Genomic DNA, 17763 nt, shown 5'->3' with positions numbered 1-17763 from the left:
CAGCATGGAGCGGACGGGGGCGCACCCCCATCCGCTCACGTACTCAGAAACGTACTCAGAAGGCCGATACGCCGGTGAGCGCGCGGCCGATGATGAGCTTCTGGATCTGGCTGGTGCCCTCATAGAGGGTCATGACGCGGGCGTCGCGCAGGAGTTTGCCGACCGGGTACTCGTCGATGTAGCCGTAGCCGCCGAAGACCTGGAGGGCGTTGTTCGCGCTGCGCACCGCGGCCTCGGAGGCGAAGAGCTTGGCCTTGGACGCGGCCGTCGCGAAGTCCTCGCCCCGGTCGATGAGATCGGCGACGCGCCAGGTCAGCAGGCGCGCGGCGTCCACGTCGACGGATATGTCGCTGATCAGCTCCTGCACCAGCTGGTACGAGGCGATGGACTTGCCGAACTGCTCGCGCTCCGCCGCGTATCCCACGGCCGCGTCGAGTGCGGCCTGCGCGATGCCGACGCAGCCCGCGGCCACCGACATGCGCCCCTTGGCGAGCGCCGACATGGCCACGGAGAAGCCCTTGCCCTCGGGGCCGAGCATCGCGGAGGCGGGGACGCGGACGTCCTCGAGGACCAGTTCGGCGGTGGCCTGGCCGCGCAGGCCGAGCTTGCCGTGGATGGTGCGGCGGGTGAGGCCGGGGGTGTCCGTGGGGACGAGGAAGGCGGTGACGCCCTTGTGTCCGGGGGCGTCGGTGGAGCGGGCGAAGAGGAGGACGACATCGGCCCAGGTGCCGTTCGTGATGAACATCTTGGAGCCGTTGATCACGTAGTCGTCGCCGTCGCGGACGGCCCGGGTGGTGAGGTTGCCCGCGTCGGAGCCGGTGCCGGGCTCGGTGAGCCCGAAGCAGCCGAGGGCCTCGCCGGACGTGAGCCGCGGCAGCCACTCCCGCTTCTGCTCCTCGGTCCCGTACGACTGGACGGTCTTGGTGACCAGGCCGAGCGAGACGGAGACGATGCCGCGCACGGACGAGTCGCCGCGTCCCAGCTCCTCCGTGACCAGGCAGTACGCCAGGTGGTCGCCGCCCGAGCCGCCGTACTCCTCGTCGATGGTCAGGCCCAGGAAGCCGACGTCGCCGAGCTTCTTGACGATGCCGCGGTCGACCTCTTCGGCGCGGTCCCAGCCGACGACGTTCGGGGTGATCTCGCGTGCCACGAAGTCCTTGGCGAGCTGACGGACAGCCGTCTGCTCCTCGCTGAGCTCCAGATTCATGGACCACACCCCAGGCATGAGTGAATGAGCACTAAATTAGCACTGCTAGTTTTCGGATGACAGCCCTACTATGTGCCGCATGGCCCGACCGCGCAAGCCCCTCCTCAGCACAGACCGCATCGTCACGACGGCGCGCTCTCTCGTCGACGCCGAGGGCCTCGCGGCCGTCTCCACGCGGCGGCTCGCCGCCGAGCTGGGCGTGAGCGGCCCCTCGCTGTACAACCACTTCCGCACCAAGGACCAGATCCTCGAGGCGGTCGCCGACTCGGTGAGCGCGCAGGTCGACCTGTCGATGTTCGACGCCGCGGACGCCCGCGACTGGCGCACGGCCCTGCACGACTGGGCGGTGTCCTACCGGGCGGCCCTCCTCGAGCACCCGAACATCGTTCCCGTGCTCGCCCAGGGGCCCGGCCGCAGGCCCGCGGGGCTCCGGCTCGCCGATGCCGTGTTCGGCTCGATGGTGGACGCGGGCTGGCCCCCGGCACAGGCCACGTCGATCGGGGCGCTCATGCGGTACTTCGTGACGGGCTCCGCGCTCGGCTCGTTCGCCGGGGGCTTCGTCGACGACGAGACGGCGTACGACCCGGCCGACTACCCCCACCTCGGGCAGGCGCACCTGCTCGCCGACCGCCAGGAACTGATCGACGAGCGGGCCTTCGAGACGGGCCTGCGGGCGCTCCTCGACGGGCTCACGCAGCAGTACGAGCAGGTCGCGGCGCTGCACTGACGTTTCGGCCGCCACCGAACCGTGCGGGGCGCATGCTTGACCCATGAAGTCCGCAGAACCCGGCGCACCGCGCCTCGCCGCGCTCGCCGCACTGATGGCCGACGAGACCCGCGCGGCCTGTCTGCTCGCGCTGCTCGACGGGCGGGCGTGGACCGCCGGTGAGCTGGCACGGCACGCGGGGGTCGCGGCGTCGACGGCGAGCGAGCATCTGGGCAAGCTCGTCTCGGGCGGTCTCCTCTCCGAGGAGCGGCAGGGGCGCCACCGCTATGTGCGGCTCGCGGACGCGCGCGTGGCCGGGCTCGTCGAGGAACTCGCGGCGTACGCGGCGCCGGACGGCGGGGAGCGGCCGCCGACGCTGCGGGCGGTAAGCGCGCGGGACGCGATGGCGCGCGGGCGCACCTGTTACGACCATCTCGCGGGCCGCCTCGGCATCGCGCTCACGGACGCACTCGTCCGGCGCGGGGATCTGCGGACGGACACGGGGTTCGCACTGACCCCGCAAGGGGTCGACCTGTTCGGCGCGTTGGGGATCGGGCTCGACCGGTCGGGGCGCCGGCCCCTGGCGCGGGCGTGCCTGGACTGGACCGAGCGCCGGCCGCATCTCGCGGGGGCGGCGGGCGCGGCGCTGTGCAGCCATGCGTTCGACGCGGGCTGGGTCGTGCGGATCGGTTCGGAGCGGGCCGTGAAGGTCACGCCGGCCGGGCAGCGGGCGTTCGGGGACGTTCTGGGGATCGGGGCGGAGTCGCTGCGCTAGCGACGCCGGGCATCGGGGGCAGCGGCACCACGCGGCCGGGAGGGAGCTTCCTGCCGTGATAGGCCCCTTCTTCCGGACTTCGGGGGATGTCGATAAAGTGCCTCCGTTCTGCTCGGTGAAACAGGGACGTAACACGGGGGCACGGGATGCGGCAGGCCAAGGACGGCCCAATTCCGGGCGAATCGGCCTCTGACCGGGGTGCGGGTTGTAGGCAATTCGGCGTTCAGGTCCTGCGGGGGCAGGCTCAGGTCGCCTTTCTGTCCAGCGTCCCGGCCGGGCTCCTCCTCTCCGCGGCACTGTTCGCTGCGGGGTGGCAGTACGGGCTCTACGCGATCGCGGGAACGGCGCTCGGCACGGCCACCTCGCGGCTGCTCGGCGCGGACCGCGAGCGCGTGTCGACGGGCCTCGAAGGATTCAACGCCTGTCTGACGGCGCTGTGTTTCGCGGTGTTCCTGGGCGCCGGCCATCTGTCGACCGCGCTGCTCGCCGCGGCCGGCTGCGTCGTCGTCACCGTCGTCACCGCGGCCGTCGTCAATCTGCTCGGCGTGTGGAACCTGCCGTCGCTGACGCTCCCCTACTGCCTCCTCGCGAGCGCGATGACCACCGCGGCGCCGGGGTTCGAGCGGATCTGGCACCACGGCGACGGCCTCGCGGCCCTCACGAACGCGGCGACCGGGCCGACCTCGCTCCGCTTCTCCGATGTGTGGCGCGGGTTCTTCACGGGCTTCGCCGAGGTCTTCTTCATGCCGCAGTGGTACGTCGGCGCGCTCGTCCTCGCCGCGCTGCTCGTCGCGAGCCGCAGGGCCGCCGCCGTGGCATGCGTGGGCAGCCTCGTCGGGATCCTCTCCGGGTGGGCGCTCGGCGCTCCCGCCGCGCAGATCGCGGACGGAACCATGGGCTACAACGCGATCCTCGTGACCCTCGCCCTGTGCGGGGTGTACCTCGAGGCGGGTCCGCGCACTCTGGCGTACGCGGCGGTGGGCGCGTTCACCGCGACGGCCGCGACGCCGGCCATGGCGGCGGTGCTCGCGCCGTCGGGCGGGCACACGTTCACCTGGCCGTTCGTCCTGACGACGTTCGCCTTCCTGGCGGCGGCCCGGTCCTTCCCCGGGCTGCGCACCTCGGCTCCGGCACCCGCGGTGCCGGAGCCGATGGCGGCGGGGACGCTCAGCGCGCAGCCGCCCGCCCCGCAAGCACCTTGATGGAGATCAGGGCGATCACGCCGAGCCCGATGATGTAGCCGGACACGGCCATCGACGTGCCGGTCGCCTCCAGGAGCAGCACCATCACGAACGGCGCGAGTCCGCCGCCGAACACGGCCGCGATCTGGTAGCCGAGCGAGGCTCCCGTGTAGCGCATCTCGGCGGTGAACAGCTCGGCGAACAGCGCGGCCTGCGGTCCGTACATGATGCTCAGGAAGCAGCTGGTGACGAACGTGCCGACGGCCAGCCAGAGCAGTGAGCCGGTGTCGATGAGCAGGAACATCGGCACGGCCCACACGACGAGGCCCGCGGCGCCGAGCGCGTAGATCCGCAGCCGTCCGATGCGGTCGGAGAGGGCCGCCGACGCGGGGATCAGGGCGAGCTGGGTGAGGCTGATGCAGAGCGAGACGGTGAGAACGGCCTCGCGCTGCATGCCGAGTTCACGGGTCGTGTAGTCGAGGACTCCCGTGATGATGATGTAGAACGTCGCGGTGTTCACGGCGAAGGAGCCGCCCGCGAGGAAGACGGTGCCGAGGTGTTCGCGCAGGATCCTGCGCAGCGGGGAGCGGGAGCGGTCCGCCTCCGCCTTCGCCAGTTCCGCTTCCGCGGCCTTGAACTCGGGGGTCTCCTCGACCTTCGTGTGGATGTACCAGGCAAGGACCAGGACGAGCAGGCCCACCAGGAACGGGAGCCGCCAGCCCCACGCGGTGAAGGCGCTGTCGCTGGTGAGGGCGCCGGCGACGAGGAACACGGTGTTGGCGGTCACCACGCCGATGGGGACGCCGAGTTGGACGAGGCTGCCGTAGAGGCCGCGCTTGCCCTCGGGGGCGTACTCGGTGGCCATCAGCATCGCGCCGCCCCACTGGGCGCCGACGGCGAGGCCCTGCACGACCCGCAGGGCGACGAGGAGGATCGGCGCGGCCACGCCGATCGTGTCGTACGTGGGGAGCAGGCCGATGCCCGTGGTGGCGAGGCCCATCAGGGTCAGGGCGAGGACCAGCATGGGCTTGCGACCGCGCTTGTCGCCGAGCTGGCCGGCGATGACCCCGCCGAGCGGGCGGGCCAGGAAGCCGACGGCGAAGGTCGCGAAGGCGGCGAGCACGCCCGCCGACGAGCTGCCGGAGGGGAAGTAGAGGTCGCCGAGCACGAGGGCGGCCGCGATGCCGAAGACGAAGTAGTCGTACCACTCGACGGCCGAGGCGAGCGCGGCGGCGGTGGCGACCTTCCTTCGGGCGCGGGTCTCGGCTTCGGGGGAAGCGGTGGCTGCGGGGCGAGCGGATGGTGCCGTGTCCATGCGTGCACACTCCGGTGACTGCGGGGAGGGGACGGTCCGCGGCGCCGCGGTCCCGGGAACATACTGACCAGACGGTACGTGGGTCAACGGGTTGCGCAGCAGCAGTTTTTGCCTGCGCATGGGAAAGCGCGGGCCGTGTGCGGGCAGCCCTGCGACCCCGGCCGCACGAGGGCGGCCGGGGTCGTGGGGCACGGGTCCGCGCGGGTCTAGAAGACGACCAGCGCCCGTCCGCCCTTGCCCGCGACCATGTTGTCGAAGGCGGCGGGGATCCCGTCGAGAGCGATGTGTTCGGTGACGAGCGCGCTCAGGTCGAGGCGGCCCGCGCGGATGTGCTCGGCCAGGACCGGGAGGTCCTTCGCCGGGTCGGAGTTGCCGTAGACGCAGCCGGACAGCGTGCGGCCGAAGTGGAAGAGCTCCAGGGCGTTGAAGGTGACCTGCTGGTCCTTGCCGCCGATGCCGACGACCGTGGTGCGGCCGCCGCGCCGCGTGGACTCCCACGCGGTACGGATGGTCACGGCGCGGCCCACGCACTCGACCGCGACGTCCACGCCCTGCTTGCCGGTGAGGCCGCGGATCTCACGTGCGGTGGTCTCGGAGGCCACGACGTAGTCGGTGGCGCCGGCCTTGCGGGCCAGCTCCTCCTTCTCCGGGGAGACGTCCACCGCGACGATCTTCGAGGCCCCGGCGATACGGGCCGCCTGGAGCGTGGCGAGCCCGACCCCGCCGACGCCGAACACGGCGACCGTCTCGCCCTCGCGGACCCGCGCCGAGTGGTGCACGGCGCCATGGCCGGTCAGGACGGCGCAGCCGAGGAGGGCCGCGTCGGTGAGGGGCACGCCTTCGGGGGCGCGCAGGACGCAGTTCGCGGCGACCACCGTCTCCTCCGCGAACGCGGCGACGTTCAGGCCGGGGTGGAGGTCGCTGCCGTCGTCGGAGCGACGGGCGTACACGGAACCCGCGCCGGTGAGGGCGTCGGCGCACAGCCACACCTCGCCGAGCGAGCAGGCGTGGCACTTTCCGCACGCGGGCGCCCAGTTGAGGACGACGCCGTCGCCGGGCGCGACATGGGTGACGCCCTCGCCGACGGAGACGACCGTGCCGGCGCCCTCGTGGCCGAGCACGGCGGGGACGGGCACGCGCATCGTGCCGTTGGTCAGGGACAGGTCGGAGTGGCAGACCCCGGCGGCGGCGAGCCTGACCCGGACCTGTCCGGGGCCGGGTTCGGGCAGGTCGATCTCCGTGATCTCCAGGGGAGAGCCGACGGCGGGAAGTACAGCGGCACGGACCATGACGGGCGGAGCTCCTAGAACTGGAGGGACTTGGTCTGGAGATACTCGGACAGGCCGTGCGCGCCCAGCTCGCGGCCGACGCCGGACTGCTTGTAACCGCCGAACGGGGCGAGGGGGTTGAAGCGGCCGCCGTTGATGTCGACCTGGCCGGTGTCCATGCGGCGCGCGAACGCGACCGCCTCGGCGTCGTCCGCCGCCCAGACGGCGCCCGCGAGGCCGTACACCGTGCCATTGGCGATGCGCAGGGCGTCGTCCTCGTCCTCGTAACGGATGATCGAGACGACCGGGCCGAAGATCTCCTCCTGGGCGATGGCCATCTCGGGGGTGACGTCGGCGAAGACCGTCGGGGCGACGAAGTAGCCCTTCTCGTGCGGGGTTTCGGCGCCTCCGGTGACGATGCGCGCGCCTTCCGCGACGCCCTTCTCGATGTAGCCGCGCACACGCGCCTGCTGTTTGGCGTTGACGAGCGGGCCGATGCGGTCGCCGTACTTCGCGGCGGCGGCCCCCGCGAGCTCCACGGCCTCGTCGTACCGGGAGGTGTGCACGAGCATGCGGGTCCAGGCGCTACACGTCTGGCCGGAGTTGCCCATGACGTTGGCGATGCCGACATTGACGGCCTTGGCGAGGTCGGCGGAGGGCAGGATCACGTTCGCCGACTTGCCGCCGAGTTCGAGAGCCACGCGCTTGACGGCCGCGCCCGCCGTCGCGCCGATCTGCTTGCCGACCGCGGTGGATCCGGTGAAGGAGACCAGGTCCACGCCCGAGTGCTCGGCGAGCGCCTGGCCCGCGACCGCGCCGATGCCGGTGACCAGGTTGAAGACACCGGCCGGGATGCCTGCCTCGTCGACGGCCTCGGCGAACAGCTGGGCGGTGAGCGGGGTGTCCTCGGCGGGCTTGAGGACAACCGTGCAGCCCGCGGCGAGGGCCGGGCCGACCTTCGCGACGATCTGGTGGAGCGGGTAGTTCCAGGGCGTGATCGCGCCGACGACACCGACCGGTTCGGCGTAGACGGTGGAGTTGCCGACCTTCTCCTCGAAGGCGTGGGCGGCGGCCAGTTCGGCGTACGAGCCCGCCACCAGGATCGGTACGCCCGCGTGCACCATCTGCGAGAACTGCAGGGGCGCGCCGAGCTCCGCCGTGACCGTCTCGGCGATCTCGTCCTTGCGGGCCACGAGCACGTCGCGCAGGGCGGCGATACGGGCGGCACGCTCAGCCGGAGGGGTCGCGGCCCAGCCGGGGAACGCGGCACGGGCGGCGCGCACCGCGACGTCGACGTCCTCGGCGGTGCCCGCCGGGACGTGGCCGATGACCTGCTCGTCGGCCGGGTTGACGACGGCGATGGTGTCGCCGGTCAGGGCCGGGCGCCACTCGCCGTCGATGTACATGCCGTCGTGGGCCTTCATGGCTCTCCTTCTGGTCACGCCTCGGTTCGTCCGCAACTCAAACTAGCGTTGATAGTTTTCTGACGCCAGAGACGCCCCGTCACTCGTGTTGCCGACGAAGCCGGCGATTCCTCGGCAACGGGGCGGCCCCCGCTGCCGGCCGGGCTCGGCCGGAGTGGCAGGCGCTGGGTCTGCGTGCAGACTCTCCGACGCTACCGACCCCCCTCCCACCAGGGCGGGGCCCTCCGGTAACGCCTCAGTCATGGCCGCGCCCCAGCGTCCGCCTGCCTCGCCGGTCGACGGGCAACTCCCCTTCCTTCAAGCGTGGTTCGAGCCGGTCACGAGCCGTGCCCAACTACCCAGGGAATTACTCATGTTGCGACACACCGCACTGCGCGCCGCGCTGGTCGGCGCCACCATGACCGCCATGGCCGCGTTCGGCACGGGTACGGCGAGCGCCGCCGGTGCAACGACCGACGCGGCCAGCTGCCACGTCACCGGATACGTGTGCATCGTCCCGGCCGACAACCCGGACCAGGGTCTGCTGATCCCCGAAGGCCAGTCGTACACCTTCGATCCCGGTGTCGCGATCCTGAGCATCTCGAACGACACGGGATACACCGTCTGCGTCAGCGGAGACCACGGCTTCGGGCTCAACCCGTCCGCAGAGCGCAGCGTCGCGTACACCATCACCGGCCTGGAGCCGAACTTCGGCGGAAGCAACTGCGGCTCGTGACCGTGACCATGTGGTCCGTCAGGGCGTGACAGTGGGCGGGCGCCGTCGATACGCAATCGGCGGCGCCCGCCGGCACGTTTGACGTGGGCGCAGGCACGGGTGAGGGCACTGCTGTCGTAGGGCCTGACGTGGCCAGTAATTCCTCAGTAACGGCAGCTTTCTAGCGTGCGAACTCCCTTGTACCGTTCCCGGAGGAGTGCCCCGATGCACCTGCCCCGACCGCCACGGCGCAGATCCGCCGCATGGGCGGCTGCCGCGTTCACCGCGACCGCCCTGGCCGCAGGCGTCATGCCGGCCGTCGCCGCCGACACCCCGTCCGCCACCGCCACCGCGAAGGTGGACTCGGCGCTGCGCAGCGCCGTCGCCAAGGGCGGCGACGCGACCTTCTTCGTCACCCTCAAGGACCAGGCCGACCTGTCCGGCGCCAAGAAGCAGAAGACACACGTGGCGAAGGCGAAGGCCGCGTACAAGGAGCTGCGCGCGCACGCCAAGTCCAGCCAGCAGTCGCTGACCTCCTTCCTCGACAAGGAGAAGGTCGGTCACACGGACTACTGGATCGCCAACACCGTCAAGGTGACCGGCGACCAGGATCTGGTGAACGAGCTCGCGAAGCGTTCGGACGTCGCCTCGGTCGTCAAGGAGCGCACGTTCAAGCTTGACGACATGGAGACCTCCGACAAGAAGGTCACCAAGTCGCGCACCAACCCGTCCGCCACGGGCTCCTCCACCGTCGACACGGCCGGCAGCGGGGACGACACCCCTGAGTGGGGCATCGACGACATCAACGCCGACGACGTCTGGAAGCAGTACGAGGACCGCGGCGAGGGCATCGTCATCGCCAACGTCGACACGGGTGTGCAGTACAACCACCCCGACCTGGTGCAGCAGTACCGCGGTAACAACGGCGACGGCACCTTCACGCACGACTACAACTTCTTCGACCCGACCGGTGAGTGCGCGGGCGGTGTCCCGTGCGACACCGTCGGCCATGGCACCCACACCATGGGCACGATGGTCGCCAAGAAGGGCATGGGTGTCGCGCCGAACGCCAAGTGGATCGCCGCCAAGGCCTGTGTTCCCACCGGCTGCTCGGAGGAGGACCTGCTCGCCTCGGGTCAGTGGATCCTCGCGCCGACCGACCACAACGGTCAGAACCCGCGCCCGGACCTCGCCCCGAACATCGTCAACAACTCCTGGGGCAACAACGACCCCGGCACGCCGTTCTACCAGGACATCATCGACGCCTGGAACTCCGCGGGCATCTTCGAGGCGTTCGCGGCCGGCAACGACGGGGACGGCACGACCTGTTCGACGACGCACCCGCCCGGCTCGCAAGCCGACACCTACGGCGTCGGTGCCTACGACTCGACCGGCACGATCGCCAAGTTCTCCGGCTTCGGCCCCTCCCTGGCCGACGGTTCGGCGAAGCCGAACATCTCGGCCCCGGGCGTCAACATCGAGTCGACCTGGCCCGGTTCCTCGTACAACTCCATCCAGGGCACGTCGATGGCCACCCCGCACGTCGCGGGCGCGGTCGCGCTGCTGTGGTCGGCGGCCCCCTCGCTGATCGGCAAGATCGACGAGACCCGCGCGCTCCTCAACGAGGGCGCCCGTGACGTCGAGGACACCCACTGCGGCGGCACCGCCGACATGAACAACGTGTGGGGCAACGGCAAGCTCGACATCCTCAAGTCGATCGACCTGGCGCCGCACATCGCCGCCACCGTCAGCGGCAAGGTCACCGACAAGGCCACCGGCAAGGCCCTGGCCGGCATCACCGTGAAGACCGTCAACGCCCTCGGCGTCGTCCGCACGGTCACCACCAACGCGGACGGCACGTACCGCCTGCCGCTGCCCGCCGGCACGTACTCCTTCACGGCCGGCGGCTACGGCTACGCCAACGGCTCGGCCACCGACGTCACCCTCACCGCCAGCCAGGAACTCACCGAGGACTTCGCGCTGACCGCGGTCGCCTCGCACAAGGTCTCCGGCACCGTCCTGGACGTCGCCGGCAAGCCGCTGGCGGGCGCGAAGGTCGCGCTGGTCGGCACGCCGCTGGACGCCACCACCACGGACGCGAAGGGTGCCTACTCCTTCGCCACCGTCGCCGAGGGCTCCTACACCCTGACGGTCAATCCGGCCGGCCCCATCCTGTGCAACGGCGCCTACACCGGCGCAGCCACCGTCGGCTCCGCCGACCTGGCCAAGACCGTCCAGGTCCCCAACCGCACCGACAACGCAGGCAACTCCTGCGCCCCCGCCACGTACTCCTGGATCGCAGGTTCCAAGAAGGTCACGCTGACCGGTGACGAGGACTCCGCCACCGTGGCGCTGCCCTTCCCGGTGAAGCACTACGGGGTCTCGTACACCTCGGCGTCGGTCACCACGGACGGCCTGGTCAACTTCCTGTCCTCCCGCGTCGGCGACTACAGCAACACCGCGATCCCGACCACCGGCAGGAACGGTGTGAAGGGCTTCATCGCCCCGCTGTGGGACGACCTCACCCTCGACAGCAAGTCCTCGGTGCAGACGGTCACCACCGGCACCACCGGCCACCGCAAGTTCGCCATGGTGTGGAACAACGCCGCCTACGCCAACGGCACCTCGGGCCGCGCCACCTTCGAGGCCGTCTTCGACGAGGCCACCGGCGCCGTGACCCTCCAGTACAAGACCGTCCCGGACAAGGGCGCGAGCGCCACCGTCGGCATCGCCGACCAGGCCGGCACCGACGCCCTGCAGTACTCCTTCAACCAGTCCGTGATCGCCAACGGCACCGCCGTCAGCTTCACGCAGGGAGCCAAGTGATGAGAGCTCACCATTCGCGGCGGGCTTTGACGCTCGCCTCCGCCCTGGTCGCGACGGGCCTGTGCCTGACCGCCGTCCCGCAGGCCCTGGCCGCCGACGGCGACAACGGCAGCAAGCCGGCGATGAAGCTGACCAGCGCCGAGGCCAAGAAACTGGCCGCCAATGTCACCCTCGACCCGTACGTCAAGGCCGAGGACACCACCGCCCCGAAGGCGGACGACGGATCCGCCTCGACCGGCTCGGGTACGGACGCCGGTTCCGGCAGCGCTGCGCAGCCGGACGACGCTTCGACCGCCGTCGACCCTTCCACCAAGGTCACGATGACTGCGAAGTCCACGCTGGAAGGCGTGCGCGGCATGGGTGCCACGGTGCCGATCGGCAAGAACGGCGACTACTTCTCCGTCAACAGCATGGGCTACGTGCAGCGTCACGCCGCCGACGGCAGCCAGACCTGGGCCCGCACCAGCAGCTCGTTCTTCACGGACTGGCAGGTCAAGCCGCTGCAGGTGTGGCGGGTCGAGCCGTACCCGGCCCAGATCCTCATGGGCTACAACGCGGTCTCGCCGTTCTCCGCCCACTCGGACTCCGGTTACTCGACCGGCGACCTGACCGGCGACGGTGTCCCGGACCTGGTGTTCTCGGCCCAGGTCGGCACCCTCCCGTACCCGCGTGCCTTCACCTCCCCGGGCTCGCCCCTGACCACCGGCACGTTCGTGACGGTCCTCGACGGCAAGACCGGCACCACCGTCTGGTCGAAGCTCTACAACCGCGCCTCCATGGTGAAGATCGTCGACGGCACTCTGCTGATAGCCGACGCGCCCCGGATGAGCGACGACGCGAAGGTCCCGGCCGACGCGACCCTCACCCTGACCGGTATCCGTTTCTCGTCCGCGGACGGCAAGCTGACCCCGGACAAGACGTGGACGTACGACACCAAGGAAGCCCGGTACGGGAACTGGGGCGACATCCAGGACCTCGGGGGCGGCAAGATCGCCGCTTCCTGGAATCTGGGCCAGGCCACTGGTGTCGATGCCCGTGGCCGCACTCTCGTGCTCGACACTGCCGACGGCTCCATCACCTGGCAGACCGACAGCACGCTGTACAGCCGTCAGCTGCGCCTGGACGCCGGCCGCAAGCGCCTCGTCGCCATCGAGCAGACGGACGCCACCAGCGGGGTGCGCTACGAGGTTGCCGAGTACGACCTGAAGACCGGCACCCGCGCCACCCTGGAAAGCCGGGACAACGTCGTACCCACCGCGCTGACCGTCGGCGACCTCGGCGCCAAGGCCGGCGACGAGTACGCGGTCGCGGAGTCCTCGTTCAACGAGAACCTGTACGTCAACGCCAGCACGGTGCGGGTGCTGGACGGTGCCGACGGGAACACGCTCCTGTGGTCGAACACGGTCAAGCGGGACGCCGACAACAGCCACGACGGGCCCAGCATCTGGGGCCTGACAGTGGCCGACGGGTCGCTGGTCACCTCCGGCCAGGACGACCGCGAGTTCAACAACCCGGACAACCGCGGCGGCACGCGGTACGCGTCCCTGACCGTGTTCTCCGGCAAGGGCACCGTCAAGTGGCAGAGCAAGGGCGTCGCTGCCGCCCCGATGTACCAGGACATCTACAGCGACGGCCGGGGCACGCACGTCCGCGTCGTCGACCAGTCGCAGAACATCCGCACCTTCAAGCTGGGCACCGGCAAGGCGGAGAAGGTCACGCCGCTGCAGGGCGACATCGCCTTCGCCAAGGGCGCCGACCTGAACAGCGACGGCAAGAACGACTTGATCATGGGCGGTCAGTCGAACGGCGTGTGGGCCTACTCGGGCCCCTCGCTCGTCGACGGCGGCAAGCCGCAGAAGCTCTGGCAGGCCACCCTCCCGGGCACGGTCCACGACATCGAGACCGGTGACGTCAACGGCGACGGCAAGAAGGAGATCGTGATCGCGGCCGACACCGCGACGGTCGTCCTCGACGGCAAGACCGGCAAGACCCTCGCCACCATCGCCGCCGGCGAGGGCCAGTACGTCCGCTCGGCCAAGCTCGCCGACCTCAACGGCGACGGCGAGCAGGACATCCTCGTCCCCACGGACGCCCTGCGCGCCTACTCCGGCGACGGCCACGCCCTGTGGACGTACAGCGCCCCCAAGGCCGCGGGCAATGTCCGCTTCGCCGACCCGTCGGTCAACGACGGCCAGGTGTACGCCTCATATGCCAGCCTCAACGCGGTGCAGCTGACCACGCCGGTCACGAACGCGGTCGCGCTCAACGCCAAGACCGGCAAGACCCGCTGGTCTGCCGCGCCCAAGGCTCCCGGCACCGCGGTCGACGGCATCCGTACCGCCGTCCCGAACGAGGGCGTCTTCGCCTCCAAGGAAATCCCGTACGCCGACGGCCACGCGGTGATCTACCTGTGGGGCGTCAACGCGCCCATCAAGTGGGACAGCACCAACGCGATCGGCCCGCAGGGCTACTTCGAGATCCGCGACGGCCGCACCGGCGAGGTGCTGCACTCCGGGATTACGGGCGGCATGTGGACGCACCACAGCTACTTCGCCAAGGACGGAGTGCTGTACGAGGGCGGCGTGGCGTCGTTCCGCCGCTACCGGGCGAACGGCGACGACAAGCAGCAGGGCGTCTTCCCGATGTCGATCGGCGGTGGCTTCCTGACCGGTCCCGGCGGACGTCAGCTCCTCGTCGCCGGCACCGAGGCCGGCCTCTACCTCTGGGACCCGAGCATCCTCGACTCCGAGGACAGCTGGGCTGGGTCCGTCGGCAACATCCCCACCCTCATGGGCGCCTGGAACTACTTCGCGGGCGACCTCGACGGCGACGGCGTCGACGAGGCGTTGTCCCTCAACAACGACGACTCCGGCTGGGACCGCACCCTCGGCGAGTTCGGCGGCGGCAACTTCAATCCCAACAACGCCATCCACCAGGTCACCACGTACAAGCTCTCCTGAGCCCGTCACGCTGACCTGAACCGGCCATGAGCCGGACGAACCCCCTGAGCCTCGCCCAGGGGGTTCTCAGCGTGCTCGGTTACAGTGACGCCCTCATGAGCGCGCGACAGACAGACAGGACGAATGTCGCGGCCCCCGTGCTGCGTCTGTACCTTTTCGGCGGGTTCCGGGCGACTCGCGACAGCGGCCCCGCCCTCGCCGAACGGTGGCCGCGCCCCAGCGCCCGCGCCCTGGTGAAGCTGCTCGCGGTCACCCCGGGGCACAGCCTCCACCGCGAACAGGCCATGGACATCTGCTGGCCCGACGCCGACGCACAGGCGGCCACCGGCAGCCTGCGGGTGGCCCTGCACGCCGCGCGCCGCGCCCTGGAACCCGAACTCGCGCCACGCGCCGCGTCGTCGTACCTCATATCCGACGGGGCGATGCTGCGGCTCGACCCGTCGGTGTGGATCGACGCGGACCACGCGGAGGAGGCGGCGCTCGACGCCCTCGGCTCCGGGGACCCGGCCCGGTTCGATGCCGCGCTGCGGGAGTTCGACGGAGAGCTCCTGCCCGAGGACCGGTACGCGACCTGGGCCCAGCCACGCCGCGACCGGCTCGCCGCGCTGCGCGAGGAACTGCACCTCGGTCTCGCCGCCGCCCATCTGGAGCGCGGCGCCGCGCAGGAGGCCACGGCCGTCGCCGAGCAGATCCTCGCGGCCGCCCCCGCCGACGAGGCCGCCCACCGGATCCTCATCGACGCCTACATACGCCAGGGGCTGCGGCGGCGCGCGGTGCGGCAGTACCACGTGTGCCGGGAGGCCCTCGACGCGGAGCTGGGCGTACGCCCCGGACCCGAGACGGAGGCGCTGCACCGGGCGGCGCTCGCGGCGGAGCCCGCACCGCTGCCGTCGGCGCCGTCACTCCCCGCACCGGTCCGGGCCCCCGCGGCCTCACCCCTGCGCGGCCGTGACAACGTTCTCCGGCGGCTGCTCGCGACGGACGGGCCACCCATCACACTGCTCACCGGCGAGGCCGGTGTCGGCAAGACGCGGCTGGTCGGCGAGGTCGCGCGGCGGGCCGCCGGGGCCGGATCCGCCGTGCTGTGGGGCGGCGGACACGACGCGGAGGGGCACACACCGTACGGGGCGTTCGCCGAGGCACTCGACGGCTGGCTCGCCGGCCGGGACGCCGGGGAGCGGGCGCGGGTCGGCACCGAGCACCCCGAACTGGCCGCGTTCCTGCCGTCGCTCGGCCAGTCGGCGGGCGAGCGCGACGGGCGCAGCCCGGAGGAGGAGCGGGACCGCCTGTTCCGCGCGACGGCCGCGCTCCTCGGCGAACTGGCCGCCGCCCACCCGGTGCTGCTGGTCCTGGACGATCTGCACGCCGCCGACACGGGCTCCTTCCAGCTGCTCAGCCATCTGGCGCGGCGAGCCGCGGCCACGGGCGTGCGACTGCGGTTCCTGGTGACGTGCCGCGAGGAAGAGCTGCCCGACGGCGATCCCCGCCGCGCGGGCCTCGCGTCCCTGATCCGCCACCGGCTGGCCGCCCGCGAGGAACTGGGGCGGCTCGACCGGGAGGCGTGCCTCGCGGTGGCGCGTGACGTGGGCGCCGCCGGGCACCGGGTGTGGGAGCTCTCCCTCGGCAACCCGCTGTTCGCGGTGGAGCTCGCCCGCGAACCCGCCGAGGGCGAAGCCCCGGACGGCGTACGGGAGTTGGTCGCGGAACGGCTCGGGCGCCTCGACCAGGACGCGCGGCGGATCGTCGAGGCACTGTCCGCCGCCGGGAGCGAGGCAGCACTGTCCGAGCTGCTCGACGTCGCCGCGCACGGCCTGAGCCCTGCGGTCGACGGGGCCGCCGCCACCGACGCCCTGGAACGGGCCATCGGAGCCGCCCTCGTGGAGGAGCGGCAGGTCGTGGTCGCCGGACGCCCCGAGGCGGGCCTCGCCTTCCGGCACCCGCTGGTCCGCCTCACCTGCTACGAACAGCTCACTGCCGTACGCCGCCGGCAGCTGCACGCCGCGTTCGCGCAGGCCGTGCTGCACCGCCGCCCCGACGCGGTCGACGCGCTCGCCTCGCACTTCGCCCGCGCCGACGACCCCCGCGCGGCCGAGTACCTGCGCCGGGCCGCCGAACGCGCCGCCGCCCTCTACGCCAACGACACCGCCGACCGCTACTACCGCGACCTGGTGGCCCGCCTCGACGTCGACGCGGCCCGCGCCCGGCTCGCCCACAGCCAAGTGCTGCGCAGGATGGGGAACTTCGAGCAGGCCGCGGACGTGCTGCGGCTCGCGCTCGGCGAGTTCGAGCGGCGCGGCGAACACGACGACGCGGTGCTCGCGGCGGCGCGCCTCGCCGAGACGCTGGTGAAGACCGGCGCCCACCCGTCCGCAGCCGAGGTGCTGCGCGGCCATCCGCCCACCGACCACACCGCGCCCGAACCGACGGCCACGCACCACATCGCCTGGGCCGTCACCCACTTCGTGAGCGGCCACTACGACCGGGGATACGACGCCGCCCGCGCCGCGCTCGGCTCCGCGCGGCAGGTCGGGGGCGTCGCCGGGCACGGCCTGGTGGCGCGCGCGTTCGCCCAGCAGGCCGCCAACCTCGGCCTCGCGGGCCGGTTCGGCGAAGCCAGGGAGGCCGCCGACCGGGCCCTCGCGCCGGCCGAGGCGTACGGCGACCCGACGCTGCTCGGCGGGGTCCTGTCCACGCTGCGGGAGAACGCACGGCGCGGCGGCCGGCTGCGCGAGGCCGTCGACTTCGGGCAGCGCGCCCTCGACCTCGCCGAACAGTCCGGCGATCCGACGGCCGCCGTGTTCGAGCGGGCCAATCTGGCCGAACTGAGACTGCTCCTGGAGGAGTTCGACGCGGCGCGCACCCTCGCCGAGGCGGCCGTGGCAGGCGCAGCGTCGGACGGCGCCTGGTGCCTGCCGTACGCGCTCGCCGCGCTGGCCCGCGTGCTCATGCGCACGGACGCCTGCGGGCAGGCACCGCCGCTGCTCGACCGGGCGGACCGGGAAGCCCTCGCGCGGGGCGACCACCAGGCCCGCTACGAGGTCCGCACGGCCCGCGCCGAACTCGCCCTGCGCGAGACCCACCCCGAGCTGGTGCGCCCGCTCCTCGCCGGCGACGAGGCGCCCACTCTGGTGGCCTGGGCCGAACTCCTCTCGGGCGAGCGGGAGTCGGCACGCCGGACCGCCGCCGCGGAGGCGCTCCGCGCGGAGCGTGCCGGGGAACGGCTGGCGGAGGTGGAGGCGCGGGTCGTGCTGGCGGTATGCCTGACGGGGGACGCGGCACGGGCCGCTCTCGCGGAGGCGGAGGAACTGGCCGCCGCCCTCCCCTACCCCGCGGGACTGCGACAGGCCGAGGAGGCCCGCCGCCTACTGACGGCGGAGTAGCCGAGGAGCCCCGGCGCCTGCTGACGG

General features: G+C 71.8%; 11 protein-coding genes. 7 read left to right on the top strand and 4 right to left on the bottom strand.

The window, feature by feature from the left end; all coding sequences use genetic code 11:
* Positions 1-55: 55 nt before the first annotated feature.
* On the bottom strand, positions 56-1207 hold the full coding sequence (locus ACZ67T_RS13965; protein WP_469983926.1) for an acyl-CoA dehydrogenase family protein: 1152 nt from the start codon (positions 1205-1207) through the stop codon (positions 56-58).
* Positions 1208-1286: 79 nt separating this feature from the next.
* On the opposite strand from ACZ67T_RS13965, the gene ACZ67T_RS13960 reads away from it, so the two are divergent.
* The 3 genes from ACZ67T_RS13960 to ACZ67T_RS13950 all read left to right on the top strand — a co-directional run bounded on the left by ACZ67T_RS13960 (position 1287) and on the right by ACZ67T_RS13950 (position 3890).
* On the top strand, positions 1287-1934 hold the full coding sequence (locus ACZ67T_RS13960) for a TetR/AcrR family transcriptional regulator (protein WP_469983924.1): 648 nt from the start codon (positions 1287-1289) through the stop codon (positions 1932-1934).
* A gap of 43 nt (positions 1935-1977) precedes the next feature.
* Entirely contained in the window at positions 1978-2688 is a 711-nt protein-coding gene (locus ACZ67T_RS13955) for an ArsR/SmtB family transcription factor (protein ID WP_469983922.1), read from the top strand.
* Between the two features lie 146 nt (positions 2689-2834).
* Complete coding sequence (locus tag ACZ67T_RS13950) at positions 2835-3890, top strand: urea transporter (protein WP_469983920.1); 1056 nt, start codon at positions 2835-2837, stop codon at positions 3888-3890.
* Here ACZ67T_RS13950 and ACZ67T_RS13945 read toward each other — a convergent pair.
* The 3 genes from ACZ67T_RS13945 to ACZ67T_RS13935 all read right to left on the bottom strand — a co-directional run bounded on the left by ACZ67T_RS13945 (position 3856) and on the right by ACZ67T_RS13935 (position 7876).
* Entirely contained in the window at positions 3856-5184 is a 1329-nt protein-coding gene (locus ACZ67T_RS13945; RefSeq protein WP_469983918.1) for an MFS transporter, read from the bottom strand. The two genes, ACZ67T_RS13950 and ACZ67T_RS13945, sit on opposite strands and share 35 nt — an antisense overlap.
* Positions 5185-5390: 206 nt before the next feature.
* A complete protein-coding gene (locus ACZ67T_RS13940) occupies positions 5391-6473 on the bottom strand; it encodes a Zn-dependent alcohol dehydrogenase (RefSeq protein ID WP_469983916.1) in 1083 nt (360 codons plus the stop codon).
* 14 nt (positions 6474-6487) lie between these two features.
* Entirely contained in the window at positions 6488-7876 is a 1389-nt protein-coding gene (locus ACZ67T_RS13935) for an aldehyde dehydrogenase family protein (RefSeq protein ID WP_469983914.1), read from the bottom strand.
* Between the two features lie 352 nt (positions 7877-8228).
* On the opposite strand from ACZ67T_RS13935, the gene ACZ67T_RS13930 reads away from it, so the two are divergent.
* The 4 genes from ACZ67T_RS13930 to ACZ67T_RS13915 all read left to right on the top strand — a co-directional run bounded on the left by ACZ67T_RS13930 (position 8229) and on the right by ACZ67T_RS13915 (position 17736).
* Entirely contained in the window at positions 8229-8591 is a 363-nt protein-coding gene (locus ACZ67T_RS13930) for a hypothetical protein (RefSeq protein ID WP_469983912.1), read from the top strand.
* A gap of 204 nt (positions 8592-8795) precedes the next feature.
* Entirely contained in the window at positions 8796-11396 is a 2601-nt protein-coding gene (locus ACZ67T_RS13925; protein WP_469983910.1) for a S8 family serine peptidase, read from the top strand.
* Positions 11396-14356 carry an FG-GAP-like repeat-containing protein gene (locus ACZ67T_RS13920; protein WP_469983909.1) on the top strand — a complete coding sequence of 987 codons (2961 nt, stop codon included), beginning with the start codon at positions 11396-11398 and terminating at the stop codon, positions 14354-14356. Before ACZ67T_RS13925 ends, ACZ67T_RS13920 begins: the two co-directional genes overlap by 1 nt.
* A 95-nt stretch (positions 14357-14451) precedes the next feature.
* Positions 14452-17736: an ATP-binding protein gene (locus ACZ67T_RS13915; RefSeq protein WP_469983908.1), complete on the top strand. Its 3285-nt coding sequence runs from the start codon at positions 14452-14454 to the stop codon at positions 17734-17736.
* Positions 17737-17763: the final 27 nt, after the last annotated feature.

Source organism: Streptomyces sp. NPDC107517 (assembly GCF_055582645.1).
This window is presented reverse-complemented; position numbering and strand designations above follow the sequence as displayed.